This window comes from Kistimonas asteriae (assembly GCF_018263925.1).
Classification (GTDB): domain Bacteria; phylum Pseudomonadota; class Gammaproteobacteria; order Pseudomonadales; family Endozoicomonadaceae; genus Kistimonas; species Kistimonas asteriae.
On the sequence record NZ_JAEVHF010000003.1, the window covers coordinates 57,211 to 80,765 of the forward strand.

Sequence of the window (23,555 nt, forward strand, 5' to 3'; positions counted from 1 at the left end):
AGAACAGAATCGGATTAGTCTATCAGCCGACCGGAGGGAATGACACCGCCCACCGACTGAAGGGAGAAAAGATCAGGCTGGCAGATTTTCCACCAGTTCACGCACCGGCTTAAAGGAACGTCGATGGTGTGGCGTCACCCCCAGTTTTACCAGGGCTTCAAGATGCGCTTTCGTTGGGTAGCCCTTGTGCTTGGCAATACCATAGCCTGGATACTGTCGATCCATCTCCAGCATTTCCCTGTCTCGCGCAACCTTAGCCAGTATCGACGCAGCCGCAATCTCCGGCACTCGGCTATCGCCTTTGACAACAGCCTCCGCAGCGCAGGGTAATTTCGGGCAACGATTGCCATCGATAAGCGCCAGCGATGGCTTGACGGACAATCCGGCAACCGCGCGCTGCATGGCCAACATGGTGGCATGAAGGATGTTCAGCTGGTCAATCTCTGCCACCTCTGCCCGCCCTAACGCCCAGGCCAAGGCACGTTCTTTGATAACATCAAATAACGCTTCACGGCGACTTTCTGAGAGTTTTTTGGAGTCATTCAGTCCTTCAATAGGCCGAGAAGGATCCAGAATCACCGCTGCCGTAACCACTGGACCACACAACGGTCCGCGGCCGACTTCATCCACACCGGCAATAATGATGGCCTCATCATCGGAAACAAAAAAAGACAACTCATTCTGCTGCACGAATTCTGCCTCCCTGCTTCTCCACCAATCCCACGACAGCTTCAGCGGCCTGCTCACTGGCATTACGCCTCAGCATTTTATGCATGGCCATATACTGCTCGGCCTGATCCTGATGACGCGCATTGTTTTCCATGGCATCCAGGGTTTCCTGGGCAAGGCGTTCAGGTGTCGCTGCACCCTGAAGAATCTCTGGCACCAACGCCTTACCTGCCAGCAGATTGGGCAGGGATACCCATTCCGACTTCACCATACGCCGCAATATCTGGTACGTCAGCCAGGCGACTCGATAACTGACCACCATCGGCTTCTTGTGCAGCATCGCCTCCAGTGTCGCCGTACCGGATGCAATCAGGATAGCGTCTGCCGCCGCCATGGCCTGGTGCGACTGCCCATCCAGCAGCTTGACCGGCATGTCCGACATGTCTGCCAGATACTGTTCCAGCTGCTCGCGACGCTGAGCATTGGCACAGGGAATAACGAATTTTAACTGCGGCTGCTGTTGCAGCATGAGCCGCGCAGCCTGAAGAAACACTGGCCCGAGTCGTTTAACCTCACCACCGCGACTACCAGGCATCAATGCAACAACCTGATCCTCAGCGTCATAACCCAATGCTTCACGAGCACCGGCCACATCAATATCCAGCGGTATCTTGTCGGCTAACGGGTGGCCGACGAAGGTGACCGGAATCGCATGCTCTTCATAGAATCGCGCCTCAAACGGCAACAATGTGAGCATATGATCTGTCGACTGCTTGATATTCAACACACGCTTCTGACGCCAGGCCCAGACAGAAGGGCTCACATAGTGAACCGTTGCTATACCGGCATCATGCAATTTTTGCTCAAGGGGAAGGTTAAAATCCGGCGCATCAATACCAATGAACACATCCGGCTTCTCGGTACAGAAATGCTCAACCAGTGTCTTTCGGATATGGAGCAGCTCTTTCAGGCGGCCAAGCACTTCCACCAGCCCCATGACTGACAGGCGCTCCATGGGAAACAGGCTTTCAAAGCCTTCAGCCAGCATATCAGGACCACCGATACCCACGAACCGGGCATGCGGTAAACGTTGTTTAAGGGCACGAATCAGGCCGGCCCCCAGAATATCGCCGGAAGCTTCGCCGGCAACTATGGCAATCGTAACGGGTTTCGTCATCCAGAATGTCCCTGCAGGTCAGAGAACCTTAGCGGGTAATCCCCCGGGTAGAGGACTGCAGCGACTCCACCAGCAGTTGCACCTGGCGAGTTTCCGATGTCATGCCTTGAAGGACTTCAACCGCCTGAGAGGTTTTCAACCCTTGACGGTAAATCACCTTGTAAGCCTGACGCAGGCTGCGAATGACATCATCACTCCAGCCACGACGACGCATGCCCTCAAAGTTCATACCGTGGGCCTCAGCTGGATTACCACTGACCATGATAAAGGCAGGAACATCCTTGAAAATGGCACTGTGAGCCGCACTCATGCTGTAGGCGCCGATCTGGCAGAACTGGTGTACGGTGGTCAGACCACCAAGGATCACACCATCACCGACAATGACGTGACCGGCAATGGCGGTATTGTTGGCAAAGATACAGTTATCACCGATCATGCAATCGTGGGCGACATGCACATAGGCCATCAGCAGGTTATTACTGCCAATTTTAGTCAGACTCTGATCCTGCACCGTGCCACGGTGAATCGTGCAACCTTCACGGATGGTATTGTTATCACCGATCTCAAGCCGGGTTGGCTCACCGGCATATTTCTTGTCCTGGCAATCCTCGCCGACAGATGCAAACTGAAAAATCGTATTGTTTTTGCCTATGCGTGTCGGGCCCTTGATCACTGCATGGGAGTGAATCTTTGTACCAGCCCCGATTTCAACATCAGGACCGATAACGGTGAACGGCCCTACTTCAACATCACGGTCCAGCTGCGCGGACGGGTGAATAATTGCACGGGAGTCGATCAAGTTCAGATATCCTTTTTCGCACAGGTAATAACAGCAGAACTCGCTATTTTACCATCAACCAGTGCTTTACAGGAAAATTTCCAGATATCTCTTTTACATCCCATGTACTCGGCAACCAGTTGCAACCGGTCACCGGGCACGACAGGCTGACGGAAACGAACCTTGTCGGCAGCAGCAAAATAATAGACGGAGTTTTCGCCACCGGTCTTGCCCGCCATGGTAAAGCCCAGAAGACCTGCCGCCTGCGCCATCGCTTCAATGATCAGCACACCGGGCATCACGGGATGGTCGGGGAAATGGCCATTAAAAAACTCTTCATTCGCCGTGACATTTTTGTAGCAATCGATGGTGTTCTTTTCCAGGTCAATATCGACAACCCTGTCAACCAGCAAAAAAGGATAACGCTGGGGCAAAAGCGCCTTGATCTCATCTATACGCATCATGTGCGAACCATTTCTCCGAAGAAGCAGATAATCACCGTGCAGAACGGCTGGCTTGCAGCCAGCAACGGATGCCGATCAGGGAGGGAACCGGGAAACAACCCGACACTGTTCCAAGCATCGGGTTTCACGCACCTCAATCCAGCTTTTTCTCAAGTTCCTTGAGACGTCTGGCCATATCATCCAGCTGACGGAACCGCACGGTATTCTTGCGCCATTCACGCACCGGCATACAACCGACAGAACCAGAGGAATATTGCCCAGGCTTCAGGATGGATTTAGTGACCATCGCCATTCCCGCCAGATGCACGCCATCGGTAACTTCCAGATGACCGGCAATACCACAACCGCCGGCAATAATACAGTTGCGGCCGATTTTGGTACTGCCCGATATACCGGTACAACCAGCAATCGCCGTCTTGTCCCCAATGACCACATTATGGGCAATATGCACATGGTTATCGATAATCACACCATGACCGATCATCGTATCCGCAAGTGCACCACGATCAATGGCTGAGTTGGCGCCAATCTCAACATCATCACCGACGACGACACCACCCAATTGCGCAATCTTGACCCAGCTCTGGCCATCATGGGCAAATCCAAAGCCATCCGAACCCAGCACGGCACCGCTGTGCAGTATACAGCGGTCACCAACGACAACACCGTGACAAATGGTAACGTTAGGATTTAGAACCGTATCCTTCCCGATAATACTGTTACGACCGATGACAGAACCGGCACCAATTCTGGCACCGGCAGCCACAGAAGCCCCTGCCTCAATCGTCACCTGCGGCCCAATACTGGCCTCAGGGCTGACCACTGCCGTTTCATCAACCCAGGCCGTCGGATGAACAACGTATTCGACCGGCTCAGGTTCAAACAGGCGGGAGACACGGGCATACCCCAGGTAGGGATCCTTCATGACCAGAGCATTACCTTCGTACTTCTCTGCCATTTCCGGACTCAATAGTACGGCAGAAGCTTCTGTACCCGACAGGAACTTCTCATAGGCCGGATTGGACAGGAAGGTGAGCGCACCCCTGCCCGCTTCCTGGAGCGTTGCGAGTCGATGGATCACAATGGTGCTATCACCCTGAACATCCGCGCAGAGAAATTCTGCCAGTTCGGCCAGAGTGAAGTGTTTTTCGGCTTTCATCACAGGATGTACTACTTTTCGTCTGCTTACTTCTGTTTGGCGGTCAGCCGGTTCAGCTTGTCGATAACCTTGCGGGTCACGTCATTTTCCGGCTTAACAAAGCGCGCTGCGGCACGTTCAATGACAACATCATACCCTTCGCTTTTGGCAACGGCCTGAATCGCCTCTTCCAGTTGTGGCTGCAATTTGGCGAGCTCTTTCTGGTCAGCTTCATTCTTTTCGACCTGAAGCTGGCGCGCCTGATATTCCCAGTCTTCCTTCTTGCGACGCATTTCCAACTGCAGCTTGTTGCGCTCAGCCTCGCTCATCATAGGGCCTTCTTTATCAAGCTTGCCCATCAGCGTCTTGAATTGCGTTTCAAGCCCTTTCAGTTTATTGATTTGCTCACCAAACTGCTGCTCGGACACTTTGGCATATTGCTTTGCCGCGGCAGATTCCAGCAGCGCCATCTGAGAGTTGACCACTGCAACACGGTTAGGGGCTGCCGCCTGCGACAATGGGGCAACCAGAATCATGGCCAGCAGGGCGAATTTGATACTGCGCAACATTGAAACTCCTGTTATTACCTGGTTCGATAGATTCATCCCTGCCGACAAACAACCTCTGTGCTTCAGCAAACGGGGTGAAACAACAAGCAAAAGGCAAGGCTACTGCCTTGCCTCGAAAAAGTCATCAGTTACTGATGAAACATCAGCTCACATCAGAACACGATTAGAACGGCGCCCCAAGAGAGAACTGGAAGACCTGAGTCTCGTCGTCATCCTTGTTATTGAGCGCTTTCGCCAGACTGAACGTCAACGGACCCAGCGGTGTAATCCAGGTCAGACCCACACCGGCGCTGTAGCGCAGGTCGCCAAAGGCTGGCTTGGAGCACATTTTGACCTGATCGTTGCCATTGCTGTCTTTTGAGGTACTACAGTCCGTATCAAAGACGTTACCGGCATCCAGGAACAGGACGGTACGCATGGAGCGCTGATCCTTGACAAACGGCAGCGGGAATAGCAGTTCGACACCACCTTCCACCATGACATTACCACCAATCGGATCATAGTCACCATCCGACTGAAGCGCCCGTGGGCCCAGCGTGTTGTCCTTATAGCCGCGAATCGAGCCGAAACCACCGCCATAGAAATTCTCATAGAACGGCAGCTGGCTGGTAGAACCGTATGCACCACCATAGCCCAGACGCGTATGGAAACGTACGGAATAATCTGACGCCACCGGGAAGAAGTACTGGCCACGATAATGCAGCTTGTAGAAGTGAAGGTCACTGCCTGGCAGTGCGACTTCCATGGATACACCCTGAGAGTAGCCACGAGTTGGGAGCAAACCGTGGTTCAAGGTGGATTCAGACCAGCCAATCGTACCCTTGAAGTTCGTGAATTTATCGCCTTCTTTTTTCAGGAAGTCAGAGACAATCCACGCCGGATCATTACCTTCCTTGATCGTGGAACTTTCGATGCCCACACCAAAGTTGAGACTGGAGGTTTCGGATATCGGATAGCCAAAGGTCATATCCGCACCCATGGTATCAACGTTATAGTTGGTAACATCCGTCTCGTCGTAGTCCGTCTCACTGTAGTAGACGTTATAACCACGACTCACACCATCCACGGTGTAGAAGGGATCGGTAAAGCCGAAGCTATAGAGCTTACGGTATTTGCTGGTGTTGGCCGACAGCGACACACGGTTACCGGTACCCAGGAAATTGCTCTGACTGATAGAGCCACCCAGAATCAAGCCATCACCCTGAGAGAAACCGATACTGGCGGTTATCGCACCGGAAGGCTGCTCTTCAACGGTATAGTTGACGTCCACCTGATCACTGGTACCAGGAACCGGTGTGGTTTCACTGGTGACCTCTTTGAAATAACCCAGTCGATTCAAACGAACCTTGGACTGCTCAATCTTGTATGTGGAAGCCGCTGCACCTTCCATCTGACGCATTTCACGACGCAGCACCTCATCTTCCGTCTTGGTATTGCCCTGGAAGTTGATGCGGCGCACATAGGTACGACGGCCTGGCTCAACAAAGAACGTAATATCAACGGTATGATCTTCTTCGTTGGTCTGCGGAATTCCTGTCACGTTGGCAAACGCATAACCTTCACTACCCAGGCGCCGGGTTATCAGGTCTTCCGTTGTCGTGATTCGCTTACGGGAGAATGTCTGCCCGTCTTTCACCAACAGCAACGCCTTGACTTGCTCTTCAGGCACTACCAAATCACCCGCCAGTTTGACGTTCTTCACGCTGTATTTCTGGCCTTCATCCACATTGACCGTGATGTAGACGCTTTCCTTGTCCGGCGTGATGGAAACCTGGGTGGAATTGATATTGAAATTGATATAACCGCGATCCAGATACCATGAGCGTAACCGCTCAAGATCACCGGAAAGCTTTTCGCGGGAATACTTGTCGTCATTGGAGTAGAAGGAAAGCCAGCCAGAGGGTTTCAGCTCAAACAGATCCATCAGCTCTTCACTGTTGAATACCTTGTTGCCAACAATGTTGACATGCTGAATGGTGGAAACCTTGCCTTCCTTGATATCAATGGTAATAGCCACCCGGTTTCTCGGCTGTGGCTCAACATTGGCCTTGATACTGGCACCGTAGCGACCCTGAGCAACGTACTGACGCTCCAGCTCCATCCGAATCGCTTCCAGCGTTGCCTGTTGGAAAATCTCGCCATCCGCCAGACCAGCCTGCTTCAGACCCTTCTTCAGATCTTCGGTTTTGATGGCCTTGTTGCCTTCAATCTTGATCTCACTGATGGAGGGGCGTTCCACCACTGTGACGACCAACACATTGCCGTCACGCCCCATCTGGATATCCTGAAAATATCCGGTCTTGAACAAAGCTCGCACAGCGTCAGCCAGTTCCGGGTTATCAACGTCATCACCGATGGCCACTGGCAATGCATTGAACACCGTACCCGCCGAAATACGCTGCAACCCGTCCAGGCGGATGTCATTGATGACAAAGGCATTCGCCTGTCCGGCCACGAGCGCACCGGCAACAAAAGGCAGCAATAATCGATTCATGGAATCCGTTCTTCCAGAAATTGGTCGTAAAGCCAAAAGATAAACTGATACCGCACCGGGACTCCCCCTTCGGTTACAGTCGGCTCAAATCATTATACAGGGCGACAAACATGAGTCCGAGAATCAACGTCATGCCAATACGTACCCCGATCATCTGTATTTTCTCTGGCACCGGCCGGCCTTTCACCAGCTCCACCAGATAATACAGCAAGTGCCCACCGTCCAGCACAGGGATAGGCAACAGGTTCAAAACACCTAAACTAATACTCAGCATAGCAAGGAAGTTCAGAAAACTTTCAAGACCGGATTTAAACGAGGCTCCAGCCACCTTTGCTATGGTAATGGGGCCACTGAGATGTTCAACCGACACCAGCCCAATAACCATCTTGCGGATAGAGTCCAGCGTTAGCGTTGTCAACGACCAGGTGTCCTGAAGCGCAACCCCCAAAGCCATTACTGGCCCATAACTGATGTCCCGCAGACGATCAGCTGGCCACTCGAAGGGTTTCGCGCCGGCACCAATGTACCCAATTTTCAGGCCATCGGCTAACGTTTTCTCACCCGGCACCAGCGTTAATGAACGACTACTGCCGTCTCTATCAATCTCAACCTGTATCGCTGCACCAGGATTTTCCCGCACAAAATCGACCCAGCCCTGCCAGCTGAGAATGCGTTGCCCATTCGCAGACAGCACAACATCACCGGTACGCAATCCGGCGGCTTCAGCCGCACCACCCTCCAATACCTGACCGATAGCAGCCGGTACTTCCGGGCGCCATGGCATAACACCCAGAGAACGCAGTGGATCCGGATTTTCTTCACCGGCAAGCCAGTTATTGAGATGAACATCGGAGTATTGAGTATCGGCGCCCTGCTCATCAAAAGGCCTGGTACCCAGCACAACCGTGGCGGTTTCACCCAGCGGAGCCAACAAAGCCATATTGATAGCATGCCAGGACAGCGTATTCCGACCATCCACACTGACTACCTCATGCCCTGCACTCATACCGGCAACAGCTGCGGGTGATTCAGGCACAACGTCGCCGACCACCGGGATGACCGTTTTAACGCCCATCAAGTACATCAGCCAGAGTGCAACAATCGCAAGCAGGAAGTTGGCAATCGGCCCGGCAGCGACAACCGCTATACGGGCATAGACCGACTTGTTATTAAACGCCTGATCTTTTTCTTCATCCGCCACCGGCCCTTCACGCTCATCCAGCATTTTCACGTAGCCGCCGAGCGGAATCATGGCGATAGCAAATTCTGTCCCGTGCCGGTCATGCCAGGTGAACAGCGGCTTACCAAAACCAATACAAAAACGAAGTACCTTGACACCACAACGCCGGGCAACCCAGAAATGCCCATATTCATGGATACTGACCAGCAGGCCAAGGGTGACGATGAACGCCAGAATTGTCTGCAATGTTCCCATAGTCCTGTCGGCTTTCCTGCATTTACCCCAAGAGGCTTAAACGATAAAGTGTCTGATTTTACAACATTTTGCGCAATCCTCGCATAGTGACTGACGGATTCGCAAATACAAAAGCGCTCACTAACCTCAGGTATCGCCGCCTATCGTGCCAGCAACCTGTTTTATTGGCGCATTTACCTTAATAAAGCACTCCGCAACAGGAACCACCATTTTCAGTACCGCATGGACAGAAATTTCGACGGCATCGCGGATCGCTTCCGCCAACAGATCTATGGCACCCTGAAAGGGCAACTTCGACTGGAAATCCTGCAGGAAGACCTGACCACCCATATCCCGGCACTGTCTGACAGCAATCGCAAACTGACCATTCTGGATGCAGGCGGCGGCATTGGCCAGCACTCTGCCATGCTCGCGGCCCAGGGCCATCGGGTTATCCTATGCGATATCTCAGCCGACATGCTGGCACTGGCACAGGAAGAATATGCCAGAATCGCTCCCGATGCTGACATCCGATTCCTCCACTGCCCAATCCAGTCATTACCGAAACACCTGGATGAACCCGTCGACCTTGTACTGCTGCACGCCGTACTTGAGTGGCTGAAACAGCCGCGCGAAGTACTGGATATCCTGCCCACACTAACCCGACCGGGCGGATGGCTTTCCATCCTGTTCTACAACAAAAACGCCCTGATCTGGCGCCACCTGATGAACCGGAATTTCAAACTGGCCTACCATGACAATTTTGAAAACCGGAAAAATCCCCTGACGCCAGCCTGGCCGCTGGACCCTGCCGATGTGCATGCGTGGCTGAGCACACTGGAACTCTCCATCAAAGCCTGGTCAGGCATTCGCGCCATACACGACCATATGCCAAAACCGGTTCGCGACATGACACCCGCAGAAGATATGCTCCAGGTTGAAAAACACTTCGGACGCAAACCGCCTTACCGGGATCTCGCCCGCTACGTGCACATGCTCTGCCAGAAGCCCGTATAAAACAAAAGCCGGCACTCACCGGCTTTTGTTCATTATATCAAGCGTCCGCAATCACCACCGCACGCAGAGGCGCTGGGTAACCTTCTACCGTTTTTCCAGAATTATCAGGATCCAGAAAATCAGCAAGAGAATTGAATGCCATCCATTCTGTCTGACGCTGCTCTTCTGTCGTGGTAGCTGCCATATCAACCACCCGGGCATTTCGAAATCCCGCACGACGCAACCACAACAACAGCGTATCCGGCGACGGCAGAAACCAGACATTACGCATCATGGCGTAACGATCTTCCGGCATCAGCACCTGCCCCAGCGCTCCGTCTATGACCAGCGTTTCCAGCACAAGCTCTCCACCCGGCCGCAAGGCACCTTTTAGCTCAAGTAGATGATCAATGGGTGAACGACGATGGTACAACACCCCCATCGAAAAGACGGTATCGAAGGCTTTCAGATTCTCTGGCACATCTTCCATCTTCAGCGGCAGGAGATGGACAGGCAAAGACCGCCCTGCAAACCGCTTAAACGCTTCAAACTGCACCAAAAACAACCGGGACGGATCCACCCCGATCACCTGTCGAGCACCGGCACCCAGCATACGCCAGCAGTGATAACCGGAACCACAGCCGACATCCAGCACGAGCCGACCATCCAATGGCGACAAATGGGGAGCCACCCGTTCCCACTTCCAGTCAGAACGCCATTCGGTATCGATGAATTCTCCAAAAAAATCAAACGGCCCCTTACGCCAGGGACTGAGCGCTTTCAATCCCTCATGCAACTTATGCCGAACATCATCCGCTAACGGCTGCTGCGGCGTCACACTCACGGCCGACGCATCCAGCCTGACTTGTTCAACCGCAATATCCGGCAACCGATCCAACGCTGCCAACCAACGATCAAGATCACCGTGAAGATTGTCCACCAATACCTGCTGCATCTGCTGTGGCAACACATCGAGCCAGCGCTTAAGCAACCGGTTATCCATCAGCGGAAACAAATCACTGAAAAAATCGAGGGGGTTCAGCAAGCGCTTTTTTTCGTCAACAGGCATAACTTATTTAATGGCCAGCAGTGAGCAGAAGTTGAAACATTGATACCAGAGCACCACACGACTAAAGCCCGCTGACAGCAAGCGCTCACGATGCTGCGCCAACGTTTCCGGAACCAGGTAATTTTCCAGCGCCGTGCGTTTCTGACTGATCTCCAGGTCGGAATAGCCATTGGCCCGCTTGAAGTCATAATGCAAATCTTCAAGCACTGTCTGCTCCCCTTCCTCAAAAACCAGTTTTTCAGAAAGAATTAATACGCCACCGTCATTCAACCCTTCAGCAATGTCGGACAGTAATGACAGCCGATCTTCCAGAGGAATAAATTGCAGAGTGAAATTGAGCGTGACAACCGAGGCATTGCTCACAGGCACATTGCGAATATCATCCAGCAGCAGCTCAACAGGCACACTGCTACTATCCGCCTCAATGTATTTCCGGCAACGCTCAAGCATGGCGTCCGAATTATCGACACCGACAATTCGACACCCCGCCTTATCCACCCCATGTCGCATAGCCAACGTGGATGCCCCCAGCGAGCACCCCAGGTCATAAAGAACGGAGTCCGGCTGGGCGTACTGCGACGTGATTATGCCTGTCATGGGAATAATCGTGGTATACCCAGGCACCGAACGCCGGATCATATCGGGAAATACCCGCGCAACGGCATCATCAAACGCAAAACCCGACAACTCAGCGCGCGGTTCTGCATAAATACGGTCTAGTACATTATTCATGCGTATTCAGGAATTATGCTGTGCTGAAATAACAGCTGTCACTCCGGGCAGACTGAACCAGCAACCTAACGGAAAAGCAGGCATGCTAGCCTGATCAAATAGAATCGCCAGCGGCCAATTATCACGGCACTCTCCTTGCAATCACAAAGAAAGCCCTGAGTATCGGTCACCGACGAAGGATGCCAACACAACAAACGTCGGCACCCCTTTATGGTCTACTATTGGCCAACCACTCAGGTCGCCATAGCCAGAAACCAGAAGACGGCAAACACGGGAATAGCCGCTGTCAGACTGTCAATGCGATCCATGACACCACCGTGACCGGGCAACAACTGACTACTGTCTTTCAAACCAGCTTCACGCTTAAACATGCTTTCAAGCAGGTCACCCAATACCGACACCATGGTGACCACCAGGGTAATGGCGACAAGCCCCAGGCATTCAAACAAATTCAGCTGCTGATACCAACCGACCAACAGGGCAATCAGCGACGTCATCAGCAAACCACCGAAAACACCTTCCCAGGTTTTACCGGGGCTGAGACTCGGCGCCAGTTTACGCTGCCCAAAAGCTCTGCCCGCAAAATAGGCGCCCACATCGGCCGCCCAAACCAGCAGAAAGACATAAAGAATCAACAAATTACCCTGGGGCTGCCCCTTGAGATAGACAAGGCCTCCCCACGCTGGCAAAAGAACCAGCCAACCCATCAGCAATCGAATAATTCGGTTCTGCCAGACAACCCTGGAGTCGGGATAACTGATCACCAACATCAGCGCCATCAACCACCAGGTGAGCCCCGCGCCCAGCAGAAACCCGGCAGAAGCCAGAGAAAGCAAAAAGATCATGCCACCGGTCAACGCGGCATAGCCAACGCGTACCAGCTGATTCGTAAACCCTGCCAGCCCAGCCCATTCCCAGGCCGCCAATGCGATAACGACCGCAATAAACACCGAGAACGGCGTCAACGGCAAAAGAAAAACCCCACCCAATGCTACCGGCAGCAACGCCAGAGCTGTTATTATTCGTTGTTTCAGCACGTTGACTCTGCCTCTAGCTGCTCACTGGTTTTGCCATAACGACGCTGTCGCTGACTGTAATCGACAATCGCCCGGCGGAATTCTTCAGGACCAAAATCAGGCCATAACAGGTCCGAAAAATACAACTCGGAATAAGCACACTGCCACAGCAGGAAATTACTGATACGGTGTTCTCCACTGGTTCTGATCAACAGGTCTGGCGACGGCAATTCACCGGTAGACAAGGTCGCCTCAAAGCGATCCTCGGTGATATCTTCCGGCGCCATCTCACCACGCCTTACCGCTTCCGCCAGCGTTTGTGCAGCCTGGACAATATCCCACTGCCCACCATAGCTGGCAGCAATTACGAGGGTAACGCGCGCATTTTCAGCCGTCAGGGCTTCTGCCTCACGGATACGCGCCTGGATAGCAGGACTGAACGAACTGACGTCTCCGATCACTTTCAGGCGAATATGGTGCTTGTGCAGTTTCCGCACCTCCCGCTGAAGCGCCCGAAGAAAAAGATCCATCAATGCACTGACCTCATCGGCCGGCCGCTTCCAGTTCTCGCTGGAAAAGGCAAACAGTGTCAGCACGCGGATACCATACTCACTACAGGCTTCAATAACCTTGCGCACCGCTTCAACACCCGCGCGATGGCCGGCAATACCCGGCAAATGCCGTTTCTTGGCCCAGCGGTTGTTGCCATCCATGATAATCGCGACATGACGGGGAATACGGTCGGCGGGAATCTCAGTACCAGACTCCGCTGTAGAATGGGAAGCAGGTGGTTCAGCCATGACTTGTTTCAGGGTTACCTCACACACTATCCGGGCAAACAACAACCCGGGCAAAGCCCGGGTTCCGTCTGATCAGATGATCATCAGATCCTTTTCCTTGGTTTCCAGCGTTTTGTCGACGGCTGCAATGTACTTGTCAGTAATCTTCTGCACATCGTCCTGCGCACGACGCTCTTCGTCTTCGCTGATCTCTTTTTCCTTCTCGAGCTCCTTAATATCAGCCAGCACATCACGGCGGATATTACGGATCGCCACACGCGCCTGCTCAGCATCCTGGCGTGCCTGACGGGTATAACCTTTACGGGTTTCTTCAGTTAACGGGGGCAGCGGCACACGAATGACTTCACCCGCCGTAGAAGGATTCAGGCCCAGGTCGGACTTGAGGATAGCCTTCTCAATTTCCGGCACCATGCTCCGCTCCCAGACACGAATCGCCAGAGTACGGCCATCTTCTGCCGTCACGTTTGCCACCTGGCTCAACGGAGATTCGGCACCATAGTAGGATACCCGTACACCTTCCAACAGGCTGGGGTGCGCCCGTCCCGTACGAATTTTCGCAAATGCAGTGTTCAGTGATTCTACACTTTTCTGCATTCTGGATTCAGCATCACTCTTCAGTTCGTTAATCATGCGTCACTCCCGCAAACCAGGGTTCCTTCGTCGCCACCGACGACAACATTCAACAGGGCGCCGGTCTTGTTCATATTGAACACGCGCACCGGCATCTGGTGGTCACGTACCAAGCAGATAGCTGTAAGATCCATAACACCGAGCTTACGATCCAGCACTTCGTCATAGCTCAAGTGATCAAACTTGGTCGCCTCCGGAAACTTGACCGGATCCTGATCGTAAACACCATCCACCTTGGTGGCCTTCAACACCAGGTCAGCATCGACTTCAATTCCCCGCAGACAAGCGGCAGAATCCGTCGTGAAGAAAGGATTACCTGTGCCTGCGGAAAAAATCACCACATCACCGGAGTTCAGGTAGCGAAGCGCACGACGGCGGTCATAATGCTCGACCACACCACTCATCGGGATTGCCGACATGACGCGCGTGTTAATATTGGAGCGCTCCAGCGCATCACGCATGGCCAGGGCATTCATCACCGTGGCCAGCATCCCCATATGATCACCGGTGACGCGCTCCATACCGGCAGCACTCAGCGCCGCACCACGAAACAGGTTACCGCCACCAATGACCAGACCGACCTGAACACCAATGCCGACCAGCTGACCGATTTCAAGCGCCATACGGTCCAGCACCTTGGGATCAATACCAAACTCTTCACTCCCCATCAGTGCTTCGCCACTGAGCTTGAGGAGAATACGGTGGTACTTGGGCTGGCGATCTGTTCCGGGCATGTCTGCTCTCCGTCAACGGGCTTGGCCATGACCAGGAGCCTGATACGATCCTGTCATGCCCATGTGTTCTCTGATGATACCAATACCACTGACCAATGACTGCCATGATCTGACAATCAACCAGCGATTGGTCACTGGTATTCGCCATCGAATAACAACAGGGGCGACAGAATCCTCTGCCGCCCCTGTATCAGTATGCCTTACAGGCCTGCCTGGGCGCGAACCTCAGCAGCGAAGTCAACTTCTTCCTTCTCGATACCTTCACCCACTTCAAAGCGGACAAAGTTCGTGACGGTGGCACCGGCTTCTGCAGCCAGTTTGCCAACTGTCATGTCAGGATTCTTGACGAATGGCTGTTCAACCAGGCTGTTTTCAGCCAGGAACTTGTTAACACGACCTACGATCATCTTTTCAACGATCTCAGCCGGCTTGCCACTGTCCAGCGCCTGCGCCCGGAAGATTTCCTTCTCTTTCTCAACCAGATCAGCTGGCATATCATCCTTGCTGACAACCTGAGGATTAACCGCTGCTACGTGCATGGCGATATCCTTGGCCAGATCAGCGTTACCGCCTTCCAGGCTGACCAGAACCGCGATACGGTTGTTACCGTGAACGTAGCAACCAACCACATCACCTTCCAGGGAAGCGGCACGGCGAACGCTGATGTTCTCACCAATCTTCTGAACCAGCGCCAGACGGGCAGTTTCCAGGTCGCCCTCCATCAGGGCAGGAATATCGGTCTGCTTGGCGTCAAATGCACGCTCTGCAACAGTGTTCACGTAGCCCAGGAAGTTGTCGTCACGAGCAACGAAGTCAGTTTCACTGTTCACTTCAAGCAGCATGCCGAACTTAGCATCGTCAGCCACTTTAACGGCAACCACACCTTCAGCAGCGGTACGGCCGGCTTTCTTGGCAGCTTTGGCCTGACCGGATTTGCGCAGCTCCTCGATTGCCTTTTCGATGTCGCCGTCAACCTCAACCAGCGCCTTCTTGCATTCCATCATGCCAAGACCGGTACGCTCACGCAGCTCTTTTACCAGTGCAGCAGTAATTGCCATTTTTCGTATCCTCTAAACCTTGATTTCGCCGCCGTCCTTCCAGAGCCCCTAAAAAGACAACAACCATCACGAAAGAATCTTTATGCCTGAAACCAGGATCGCGCCGTCTCGACGGCATGCACCCGGCCCCAATGACAAAAAAGGGGGCATGGCCCCCTTTTTCTGAACAGGACGATTACTCCGCGGAGTTTTCGCTGCTCTCTTCACTCTCTTCAGCCTTTTCAGCAGCTTCTGCCTTTTCAGCAGCTTCTGCCTTTTCAGCAGCTGCTGCTTCAACGATTGCGCCAGCAGCAGCACGACCTTCCAGGATCGCATCAGCAGCAGATTCAACGTACAGCTGAATTGCGCGGATTGCGTCATCGTTACCGGGGATAACGATGTCTACGCCGTCAGGGTTGCTATTGGTATCAACGATACCGATAACAGGGATACCCAGCTTGTTGGCTTCCTGGATGGCAATCTTTTCGTGATCCACGTCGATGACGAAGATCGCGTCAGGCAGGCCGCCCATTTCCTTGATACCACCCAGACTGCGGTCCAGCTTTTCCAGATCGCGGGTACGCATCAGGGCTTCTTTCTTGGTCAGCTTCTCGAAAGTGCCGTCATCAGCCTGAACTTCCAGGTCACGCAGACGACGTACAGACTGACGAATCGTCTTGTAGTTAGTCAGCATGCCGCCCAGCCAGCGGTGATCAACATAAGGCATGCCGCAACGCTGCGCGCTTTCACGGACGATCTTACTCGCTGCACGCTTGGTGCCCACGAACAGAACCTTGTTCTTACCTTCAGCCAGTTTCTTGATCAGATCCAGCGCCTGATTGAACGCCGGCAGGGTGTGTTCCAGGTTGATGATGTGAATGCGATTACGGGCGCCGAAGATGAACTTACGCATCTTGGGGTTCCAGTAACGGGTTTGGTGACCGAAGTGGACACCAGCTTTCAGCATGTCACGCATGGACACTTGAGCCATGTAAAACTCCTTAAAAGGGTTATGCCTCCATACACCCCATGATTCGACCCTTTTTAAACGGGCACCCAGGAACCATGTGTCGGTGCATGTGTGGTTTTAAGTCATAAGAATACTTGCGGCGGTCGCCACAAGCGCGCTTTTATACCACAACCACACCGGCATGCACCAGCCCTGGAAAAAGGATTCCCTGCGAAAAGAACCCCTTTACGGGAAGAGTTTTACCACCTCAACATCAGGAAACGCCTGCCTGATGCTGCCTTCGACCTGCGCTTCGAACAAAAGTTTCACATTGGGGCCTGCATCCATGGTGAGATAAACCGGCACACCGTCCTCACGCATCTGCCAGACTTTCTGCATAACAGCGACCGACTCCGGCTCCCAGTACAGCAAGGGGGGCCAGGAGGCGATCATGGTAGCATGCATGGTCAAGGCATTGTGTTCGGCAGTGGCCCCCAACTGCTCAAAATCACGGGCAGCAATCGCCTCTTCCAGGATAGCGATATCGGCTTCCGCCTGAACAGGCCAGGCCGAGTAAAGCGGCGTTGACTCAACCGTCCGCGCCATCCCTTCACGAGAGCCCACCTTCTTAGCAGATCCGGTCAAGGTCAGCACCCCAAGACGTAAACCTGGCCAAACCTGAGACAACGGCGCCGCACAGGAATCCATGCCATCGACAGCCTCACCTTTATGCCAGCGCACGAAACCTTCAAAAATGGACCGGCACGCACTACCGCTCCCCAATCTCGCCAAAATGGAAAGCGCCCCATCATCGAGACTGAAACCCTGCACACCTGCCACTGCCCGGGTCAGGGCAGAAAAACCGGACGCCGACGAAGCAAGACCCGCCGCAGTTGCTATGGTGTTCACCGTATCAACCCGGAAACGATCCGATCGACCCAGCCGGAACAGGTCCAGATGAGCGACCACCTTTTTATAAAAGCTATCCGCCTCATGCACCGGCCGATCATTTAAAAAAACAATATCTTTTGCCCCAACCTGTAACCGAGTCACGCGCGTATGCGTCCCCTTGCCCGGCAAAGCGACGGACAGGCTGTCATTAACCGGAAGGTTCAAGACACCATTACGCTTACCCCAGTATTTACACAGGGCAATATTAACCGGCGACCAGGCTTCAAACGTATCGACAGGACAGTATTCACAATCACCCAGGATCACCTGGGCAACATCAACGCGGGAAAACGTCAACGGAGACTCCAACAGGGGAAACAGAAACAGGAATGCGTTCGAATCCAGGCAAGCCAGCACCGGTATCACCCAGCGCACAGACACAATCACCCAGCCCCGAACCGGAAATTTTGGCGCCCAGTACACCGGGCAATGCCCGCAAACCATAAACGATGGCAGACAGCGTTGCATCATTCACATTCAGGGCATCCAGCAACCCCTGATACATATTCATGCAACGCCCCAGCTGCGGTAGATCATCAGCCTTGATCGCGGCTATTGCTTCCCGGCTCACGTCACCCATTAACCGGTAAAGCCCACCAACCACACCTGAGACTGGCACAGCCTCTTCTGCAACTCTCGCCAATACATCCGTAGTCGGCGTTTTATAGCCTGCATAATAAAGATCGATAGGCAAGCCGGACGATAAACGCTGCACCTGTAAGGTGTCTGCATCAAAGGCAATCACGCCGCCATACACACTGGCGGCCAGGTCGGTGCCCGACCCTCGCCCCTGCACGGTTCGCACAACATCAACACAGGCCGGAAGAATTGCCTGCTGATCAATGGACAGCCCGCAAATCCGCCGCAAGGCAGACTCAAGCGCCACCGTCACTGCCGCAGAAGACCCCAGCCCAACAGTATGGGAAAACTCAGAGACAATATTGATCTTCAGACCACACGCCAAAATCGTCCGCCAGCGCCGGAGAATCTCAACAAGAAAACGATGGGAAGTACATGCCTGAAGGTTATCAAGATGGGAGCAGTAAGGGCCAAGCGCGGATTCGACAATAATCTCTCGACCGGCCAGTGGCTCCACCTGAACACGCATATAGCGATCAACCGCACAGGCGACAGCCGGCTGAGAATACAGAACAGAATGCTCTCCCAGCAGCATAATACTGCCGGGCACCGACACCGCTACAACCTGACCGGGATTAATGACAGAGTCTTGCACCGAGAGGATCCGCCTGCAGCTTGGCAACAGAGAAACCGTATTCATCGCAGAGACTTTCCACCGGCTCATCACTCTGAACCAGCACAAATCCTGCTTTTTCACCATGCACCGCACCGGCCCCGCTGATTTTGCCAGCAGCACCGTAGTGGGATTTCAGGTCACTGATAAATCGCTGCACAGTATCGGGCACCACGCCGATATCGACCAGCAACTGATGATTACGCTTGACGTATTCACGTAGCGCCCGTGTATCACGACAGAGAAACGCCTGCTCCAAGCCCTGAATGATGGCGGAAAATTCATTCCAGATGGTGCTGGTGCCAAACCGGCGCCGCACCTCGGCCACGCATTGTCCGGTACTGACTTCAGGCTCACCGGTATTCACCAGATACCAGTTCAATTCCGGTAATTCACTGCTTCTGGACAGCTGGCTGTTTTCCACTCGTACCAGCCCACCATGTACCGTCACCATGGGATCAATGGTGCTGGTACAACCATGCTGGAGCCGCTCGGTATGACTGGTAAAACGAAACAGAGACTCTTTATCCAACTGAGCACCAAAATAACCCGCCACAGCCACCAGCACTGACGCTACCGTCGCCGCAGAGGAACCCATCCCGGAACGCACCGGAATGGCAGACTTCAGGGAAATATCCAGACCATGATCAAAGGGCAATGAATAGCTGTTATACAGACTGGCAATGGCATACAGGTAAAGCTCACCGGCATGGGGCAACACCTTGTCCACCGCACAGCGGCCGAGAAGATAATGCTGATACGCTTCATCAATGGTCAGACGAACCTGCTCCAGCTCAGCCAGCGGCAACGACGCCAGCTTGCCATAGTTGTCCAGATGCAGATGAATACCCGGCTCATCCAGTCGCTCAACCACGGCATTGGCGTGAATATCCACAGCCACGGCCAGAGCCGGCGAACCATACACCACCGAATGCTCACCCGAAATGATAATTTTGCCCGGAGCAACAGACCTCATCCGCAGACAATCCCGAAAACAGTTTCAACCCACAGCGTACGACCCATAAATGAGCCTTCATCCACGCCATTTACAGTAGCCTTACCAGGCAGCAAAACACTGCAACAACTAAGCGTGCGCATCATAACGCATTCAGCGCGCACCTGTCTCTGTATAGATGCGCTTGTGATCATGCAGCCCCGCCAGCCGGAAGCGGCCATCCGTCATTTCCGGAAAATCATGCTCGCCATCCACACGGGGATATTGATGCTCGAATAGCAGGGCATATTCGTCATAACTGAGCGCCTGCCGGGATTCCAACCTGTCCACATGCGCCTGCCTCCGACTATAGGCCCGATATCCCGGCTGAACCGTCACGGCAAAGAACTCACCCACACAACCGGAACCATAACTGAACAGGCCAATGTGCCGACCAGACAGATCCTCCGAATCATTTTCCAGCATCGACAGCAGCCCAATATAAAGGGAGGCAGAATAGCTGTTACCGATTTTGCGGTTATAAATCAGCCCGGAGCCTGTCTGCTCCGCAAACAGCTCATCTGACATGCTTTCACCACAGGTCACCGCCAGTTTGCGGTGGGCCTTCTCCCCCATCTTGGCGAAGGGCAGGTGATAGCAGAATCGGGAAAAATCAGAAAAGACCTTACCGCCAGCCTGCTGGTAATGTTTCCAGGACTGACGCAGCGCCTTGAGATAAACGATGGTGGAATATTTACCATCCACCAGCGCCGTATCCATATAGTTGGGACGCCAGAAATCCATGACATCTTCGCTGTAACAGCCGGTCTCCGGATGCACCTCAACGAGTCGCGGATTCGCCTTAACCAACAGGGCGACTGCACCACACCCCTGGGTCGCTTCACCCGGCGTGCCCAAGCCATAGCGTGCGATATCTGAGGCAATGACCAGCACGGACTTTTCCGGCTGCCGGGCCACCAGCGCACAGGCCATCTGTATGGCTGCAGTCGCACTGTAACAGGCCTGCTTCAGCTCTACGACACGGCAGTTGGAACCCAGCCCCAACAGACGATGCACATAGACACCGGCCGATTTGGACTGGTCAATGCCGGTCTCCGTCGCAAACAGCAGGGTGCCGACACTGTCACGATTATCGTCGTCAATAACAGGCCAGGCCGCACTGGCGCCCATCGTCACAATATCTTCATCGACTGCGGGAATCGCCATCTCCTCCTGCCCCAGCCCGACGCGATACTTCTCAGGATCAATCCCGTAGCGCGTGGCCAGCTCAGCCAGAGGAATATAAAGACTGGACGAATAAAAACTGATGTCATCAATACCGACAGACATGATGCCTCTTGGAAATCCTGAGGTTTTCCTGCCATCACCCTGCACGGTCCGGGGATGACAGTATTCTTTCACTCACCTGACTTCTGGTCTTTCTGCACACAACGTGTCAGAAACGGTCATCCAGAATCAGTTGTTCATTGCCGTACAGTGTCTTCACATCCGGCATACCCAGCAGGAACATGGCCGTGGCAAATTCCCGCTTCAGTGTCTCAATCACAGTAATCACATGATCCGCTGACTCCATGGCCGGCTTCAGCAACGGAGCCGCCAGGCCACACAATCGGGCGCCGAGTATAACAGACTTGACCATATCAACACCGTTTCTTAATCCACCGCTGGCAATCAGGTCAACGCGGTCCCGAAAAGGTGCCGCAAGCTTTAATGCCAATGGTGTAGGAATACCCCAATCCTGAAAACGAAGCCCCAGGGACTGACCGGATCCTGCCGCACGGTGGTGCTCAATACGACTCCATGAGGTTCCCCCCTGGCCGGCCACATCAACACAGGTAATACCCCGAACCGCTGCCGCGGCGATATCCTCCGGCGACAGACCGCATCCCACTTCCTTTAACACGACAGGACAACCCAGCCGCTCATTGATACCACCAATTTTGTCCAGCAGACCGGAGAAATTGGTGTCACCTTCAGGCTGAACCGCTTCCTGCAATGGATTGAGGTGAAGATACAGTGCATCCGCATCCAACGCATCGACGACTTCACGACACGCGGCTAAGCCGCACCCATAATTGAGCTGTACGGCTCCCAGGTTGGCAAAAAGCAGTGCATCCGGCGCAAACTGGCGCAACTCGAAGCTGGCACGGGCAGCGGGCTGCTCCAGCATCACTCGCTGGGAACCCACGCCCATGGCGACACCTGTCGTCTGTGCCGCAATAGCGAGATTCCGGTTAATCTTGCGTACCAGTTCATGATCTCCCCCCGTCATTGAGGAGATCAACATTGGAAACGACAGGGTTTTGCCGAGGAATTCAACCTGGGTATCGATATCTGACAGGGCTATTTCCGGCAGCCCTCGATGAGCAAGGCGGATACGATCAAAGTAGCCACCGTCACGGTCAGTGCCGCTATCCTGCTCAATCACCCGGATATGTTCGACCTTCCGGCTGTTGGTCTGCTCACCGGCACCTGGCGCGTTGCTATCCGACATCAGCGCTCCAGCTTCAAATGAGATGCCATCAGCTCGCCGGGATTGGTCTGGGCCGCCAGCAGAGATAACTCACCACAGAGTACAGCCGCCGCACAAATAACCGCCAACCTACGTGCGTTAGCGCCGGGCTCACGATTTTCACGACAACCCAGTAATTCGAGATTGCGCTCAACAAAATCCAGACCCTTGCCGTTTCCGACCGTACCAACAATCAGGTTTGGCAGGTTGACGGAAAAATAAAGATCTCCCTCACGGACTTCCGCATGCACAATGCCCTGGGAACCTTCCACAATATTCGCGGCATCCTGACCGGTCGCCAGATAAAACGCCAGCAGCATATTGGCAAAGTGCGCATTAGCGCTACGAATGCCGCCTGCCAGCATGGTACCCAACAGGTTTTTCTTGATATTCAGATCAACAATTTTTTCGGGCGTCGTCTTCAAACGGCGCTCACAAAGATCCCGGGGAATCAGCAGCTCCGCTACCACATTTTTGCCCCGACCCAGAATACCGTTGATGGCCGTTGCTTTTTTATCCGTGCAGTAGTTGGCTGAGATGGAGCAGTAACGCAATTCCGGGTATTCACCCAGAATCCAGTCCTGCAGCTTTTCCGAAGCCAGCGTCACCATGTTGTGGCCTGACGCATCACCGGTCAGATACTCAAGGCGGATATACAGCAGATTGCCGACGATCTGGCTATGCATATCGATCAACCGCGCATAGCGGCTGGATTCACGCACCACCATGTTCATCTCGTCCTTGCGCCCCTGCAGACTGTGCCAGGCCGCCAATGCCTTCGACGCATCGCCTGCCTCCAGCAGGATGGAACGGGTCATCCGCTCATCAATCACAGTCGCCCGGATACCACCCGCCACACTGGCCACCCGCGCGCCACGGCCGACGGAAGGCCACAACGGGGTCTCATAGGTGGCCAGGGGCAGCATGACGCTGTCATTGACAACATCACCAATAATCGTCACCGGTCCCACGAGCCGCATGGGAACCGGCGCCTGCTGAATCTTGTTATCTGACATATATAACCGGCTGGTATCCTGAAAACAGTCCTGTTACGCACTCCGGGGTCTCTACGCCAGAGGAAACCTCTGCCACTCACCGCAGGATTGCAAAGGCGGGAATAATACCAGAATCCCGCCGCCGTGCGACAGGCTGGTAGCGCTTCAGACTATCGCTCGCTGGCAGCCCTTTGCTAGAATGGCGCGATAGGCCTGAACAGAAA

24 protein-coding genes are annotated in these 23,555 nt (G+C 53.8%); 1 reads left to right on the forward strand and 23 read right to left on the reverse strand.

Annotation, left to right across the window (positions count from 1 at the left end; all coding sequences use genetic code 11):
* Positions 1-72: 72 nt before the first annotated feature.
* From rnhB to rseP, 9 genes are all read right to left on the reverse strand, one after another.
* Positions 73-690, reverse strand: a complete 618-nt coding sequence (gene rnhB, locus KHS78_RS04655) for a ribonuclease HII (RefSeq protein WP_343216868.1) — start codon at positions 688-690, stop codon at positions 73-75.
* Positions 677-1,846 carry a lipid-A-disaccharide synthase gene (gene lpxB, locus KHS78_RS04660; RefSeq protein WP_211825612.1) on the reverse strand — a complete coding sequence of 390 codons (1,170 nt, stop codon included), beginning with the start codon at positions 1,844-1,846 and terminating at the stop codon, positions 677-679. The genes rnhB and lpxB overlap by 14 nt, the downstream gene beginning before the upstream one ends.
* Before the next feature lie 28 nt (positions 1,847-1,874).
* Positions 1,875-2,645, reverse strand: a complete 771-nt coding sequence (lpxA, locus tag KHS78_RS04665; protein ID WP_211825614.1) for an acyl-ACP--UDP-N-acetylglucosamine O-acyltransferase — start codon at positions 2,643-2,645, stop codon at positions 1,875-1,877.
* Between the two features lie 2 nt (positions 2,646-2,647).
* On the reverse strand, positions 2,648-3,088 hold the full coding sequence (gene fabZ, locus KHS78_RS04670; protein ID WP_211825615.1) for a 3-hydroxyacyl-ACP dehydratase FabZ: 441 nt from the start codon (positions 3,086-3,088) through the stop codon (positions 2,648-2,650).
* Positions 3,085-3,216 (reverse strand): hypothetical protein, encoded by a 132-nt coding sequence (locus tag KHS78_RS22425; RefSeq protein WP_281416989.1) that lies wholly within the window; start codon positions 3,214-3,216, stop codon positions 3,085-3,087. The genes fabZ and KHS78_RS22425 overlap by 4 nt, the downstream gene beginning before the upstream one ends.
* Positions 3,217-3,221: 5 nt before the next feature.
* Positions 3,222-4,247, reverse strand: coding sequence for a UDP-3-O-(3-hydroxymyristoyl)glucosamine N-acyltransferase (gene lpxD / locus KHS78_RS04675; RefSeq protein WP_211825619.1), 1,026 nt, complete (start codon positions 4,245-4,247; stop codon positions 3,222-3,224).
* Positions 4,248-4,273: 26 nt separating this feature from the next.
* Positions 4,274-4,795, reverse strand: a complete 522-nt coding sequence (locus KHS78_RS04680; protein WP_211825621.1) for an OmpH/Skp family outer membrane protein — start codon at positions 4,793-4,795, stop codon at positions 4,274-4,276.
* A gap of 163 nt (positions 4,796-4,958) precedes the next feature.
* Complete coding sequence (bamA, locus tag KHS78_RS04685) at positions 4,959-7,289, reverse strand: outer membrane protein assembly factor BamA (RefSeq protein WP_211825623.1); 2,331 nt, start codon at positions 7,287-7,289, stop codon at positions 4,959-4,961.
* A gap of 73 nt (positions 7,290-7,362) precedes the next feature.
* Positions 7,363-8,724: a sigma E protease regulator RseP gene (rseP, locus tag KHS78_RS04690; RefSeq protein ID WP_211825626.1), complete on the reverse strand. Its 1,362-nt coding sequence runs from the start codon at positions 8,722-8,724 to the stop codon at positions 7,363-7,365.
* A gap of 222 nt (positions 8,725-8,946) precedes the next feature.
* Between rseP and KHS78_RS04695 the strand changes: the two genes are divergently transcribed.
* Positions 8,947-9,720 carry a methyltransferase domain-containing protein gene (locus KHS78_RS04695; RefSeq protein ID WP_211825627.1) on the forward strand — a complete coding sequence of 258 codons (774 nt, stop codon included), beginning with the start codon at positions 8,947-8,949 and terminating at the stop codon, positions 9,718-9,720.
* A 37-nt stretch (positions 9,721-9,757) separates the two neighbouring features.
* On the opposite strand, the gene cmoB is transcribed toward KHS78_RS04695, so the two are convergent.
* The 14 genes from cmoB to KHS78_RS04760 all read right to left on the reverse strand — a co-directional run bounded on the left by cmoB (position 9,758) and on the right by KHS78_RS04760 (position 23,352).
* Positions 9,758-10,768, reverse strand: coding sequence for a tRNA 5-methoxyuridine(34)/uridine 5-oxyacetic acid(34) synthase CmoB (gene cmoB / locus KHS78_RS04700; protein ID WP_281416990.1), 1,011 nt, complete (start codon positions 10,766-10,768; stop codon positions 9,758-9,760).
* A gap of 3 nt (positions 10,769-10,771) precedes the next feature.
* Positions 10,772-11,500, reverse strand: coding sequence for a carboxy-S-adenosyl-L-methionine synthase CmoA (gene cmoA / locus KHS78_RS04705; RefSeq protein ID WP_211825634.1), 729 nt, complete (start codon positions 11,498-11,500; stop codon positions 10,772-10,774).
* A gap of 233 nt (positions 11,501-11,733) precedes the next feature.
* The gene (locus KHS78_RS04710) at positions 11,734-12,537 is read right to left on the reverse strand and encodes a phosphatidate cytidylyltransferase (RefSeq protein ID WP_211825636.1); all 804 of its coding nucleotides are present in this window, start codon (positions 12,535-12,537) and stop codon (positions 11,734-11,736) included.
* Positions 12,531-13,316, reverse strand: a complete 786-nt coding sequence (uppS, locus tag KHS78_RS04715; protein ID WP_211825638.1) for an undecaprenyl pyrophosphate synthase — start codon at positions 13,314-13,316, stop codon at positions 12,531-12,533. The genes KHS78_RS04710 and uppS overlap by 7 nt, the downstream gene beginning before the upstream one ends.
* 72 nt (positions 13,317-13,388) lie before the next feature.
* A complete protein-coding gene (gene frr, locus KHS78_RS04720; protein WP_211825640.1) occupies positions 13,389-13,946 on the reverse strand; it encodes a ribosome recycling factor in 558 nt (185 codons plus the stop codon).
* The gene (gene pyrH, locus KHS78_RS04725) at positions 13,943-14,680 is read right to left on the reverse strand and encodes a UMP kinase (protein WP_211825646.1); all 738 of its coding nucleotides are present in this window, start codon (positions 14,678-14,680) and stop codon (positions 13,943-13,945) included. Before pyrH ends, frr begins: the two co-directional genes overlap by 4 nt.
* A gap of 200 nt (positions 14,681-14,880) precedes the next feature.
* Positions 14,881-15,738: a translation elongation factor Ts gene (gene tsf / locus KHS78_RS04730; protein WP_211825649.1), complete on the reverse strand. Its 858-nt coding sequence runs from the start codon at positions 15,736-15,738 to the stop codon at positions 14,881-14,883.
* A 175-nt stretch (positions 15,739-15,913) separates the two neighbouring features.
* Positions 15,914-16,708: a 30S ribosomal protein S2 gene (gene rpsB / locus KHS78_RS04735; protein WP_211825651.1), complete on the reverse strand. Its 795-nt coding sequence runs from the start codon at positions 16,706-16,708 to the stop codon at positions 15,914-15,916.
* Positions 16,709-16,912: 204 nt separating this feature from the next.
* Positions 16,913-17,914 (reverse strand): diphosphomevalonate decarboxylase, encoded by a 1,002-nt coding sequence (gene mvaD, locus KHS78_RS04740; protein ID WP_246506119.1) that lies wholly within the window; start codon positions 17,912-17,914, stop codon positions 16,913-16,915.
* Positions 17,895-18,851, reverse strand: coding sequence for a mevalonate kinase (gene mvk, locus KHS78_RS22225; protein ID WP_343216870.1), 957 nt, complete (start codon positions 18,849-18,851; stop codon positions 17,895-17,897). The genes mvaD and mvk overlap by 20 nt, the downstream gene beginning before the upstream one ends.
* Positions 18,832-19,845 (reverse strand): mevalonate kinase family protein, encoded by a 1,014-nt coding sequence (locus KHS78_RS04745; RefSeq protein WP_211825653.1) that lies wholly within the window; start codon positions 19,843-19,845, stop codon positions 18,832-18,834. The genes mvk and KHS78_RS04745 overlap by 20 nt, the downstream gene beginning before the upstream one ends.
* Before the next feature lie 132 nt (positions 19,846-19,977).
* A complete protein-coding gene (locus KHS78_RS04750; RefSeq protein ID WP_211825655.1) occupies positions 19,978-21,153 on the reverse strand; it encodes a hydroxymethylglutaryl-CoA synthase in 1,176 nt (391 codons plus the stop codon).
* Between the two features lie 106 nt (positions 21,154-21,259).
* Positions 21,260-22,318 (reverse strand): type 2 isopentenyl-diphosphate Delta-isomerase, encoded by a 1,059-nt coding sequence (fni, locus tag KHS78_RS04755; RefSeq protein ID WP_211825660.1) that lies wholly within the window; start codon positions 22,316-22,318, stop codon positions 21,260-21,262.
* A complete protein-coding gene (locus tag KHS78_RS04760) occupies positions 22,318-23,352 on the reverse strand; it encodes a hydroxymethylglutaryl-CoA reductase (protein WP_211825662.1) in 1,035 nt (344 codons plus the stop codon). The genes fni and KHS78_RS04760 overlap by 1 nt, the downstream gene beginning before the upstream one ends.
* Positions 23,353-23,555: the final 203 nt, after the last annotated feature.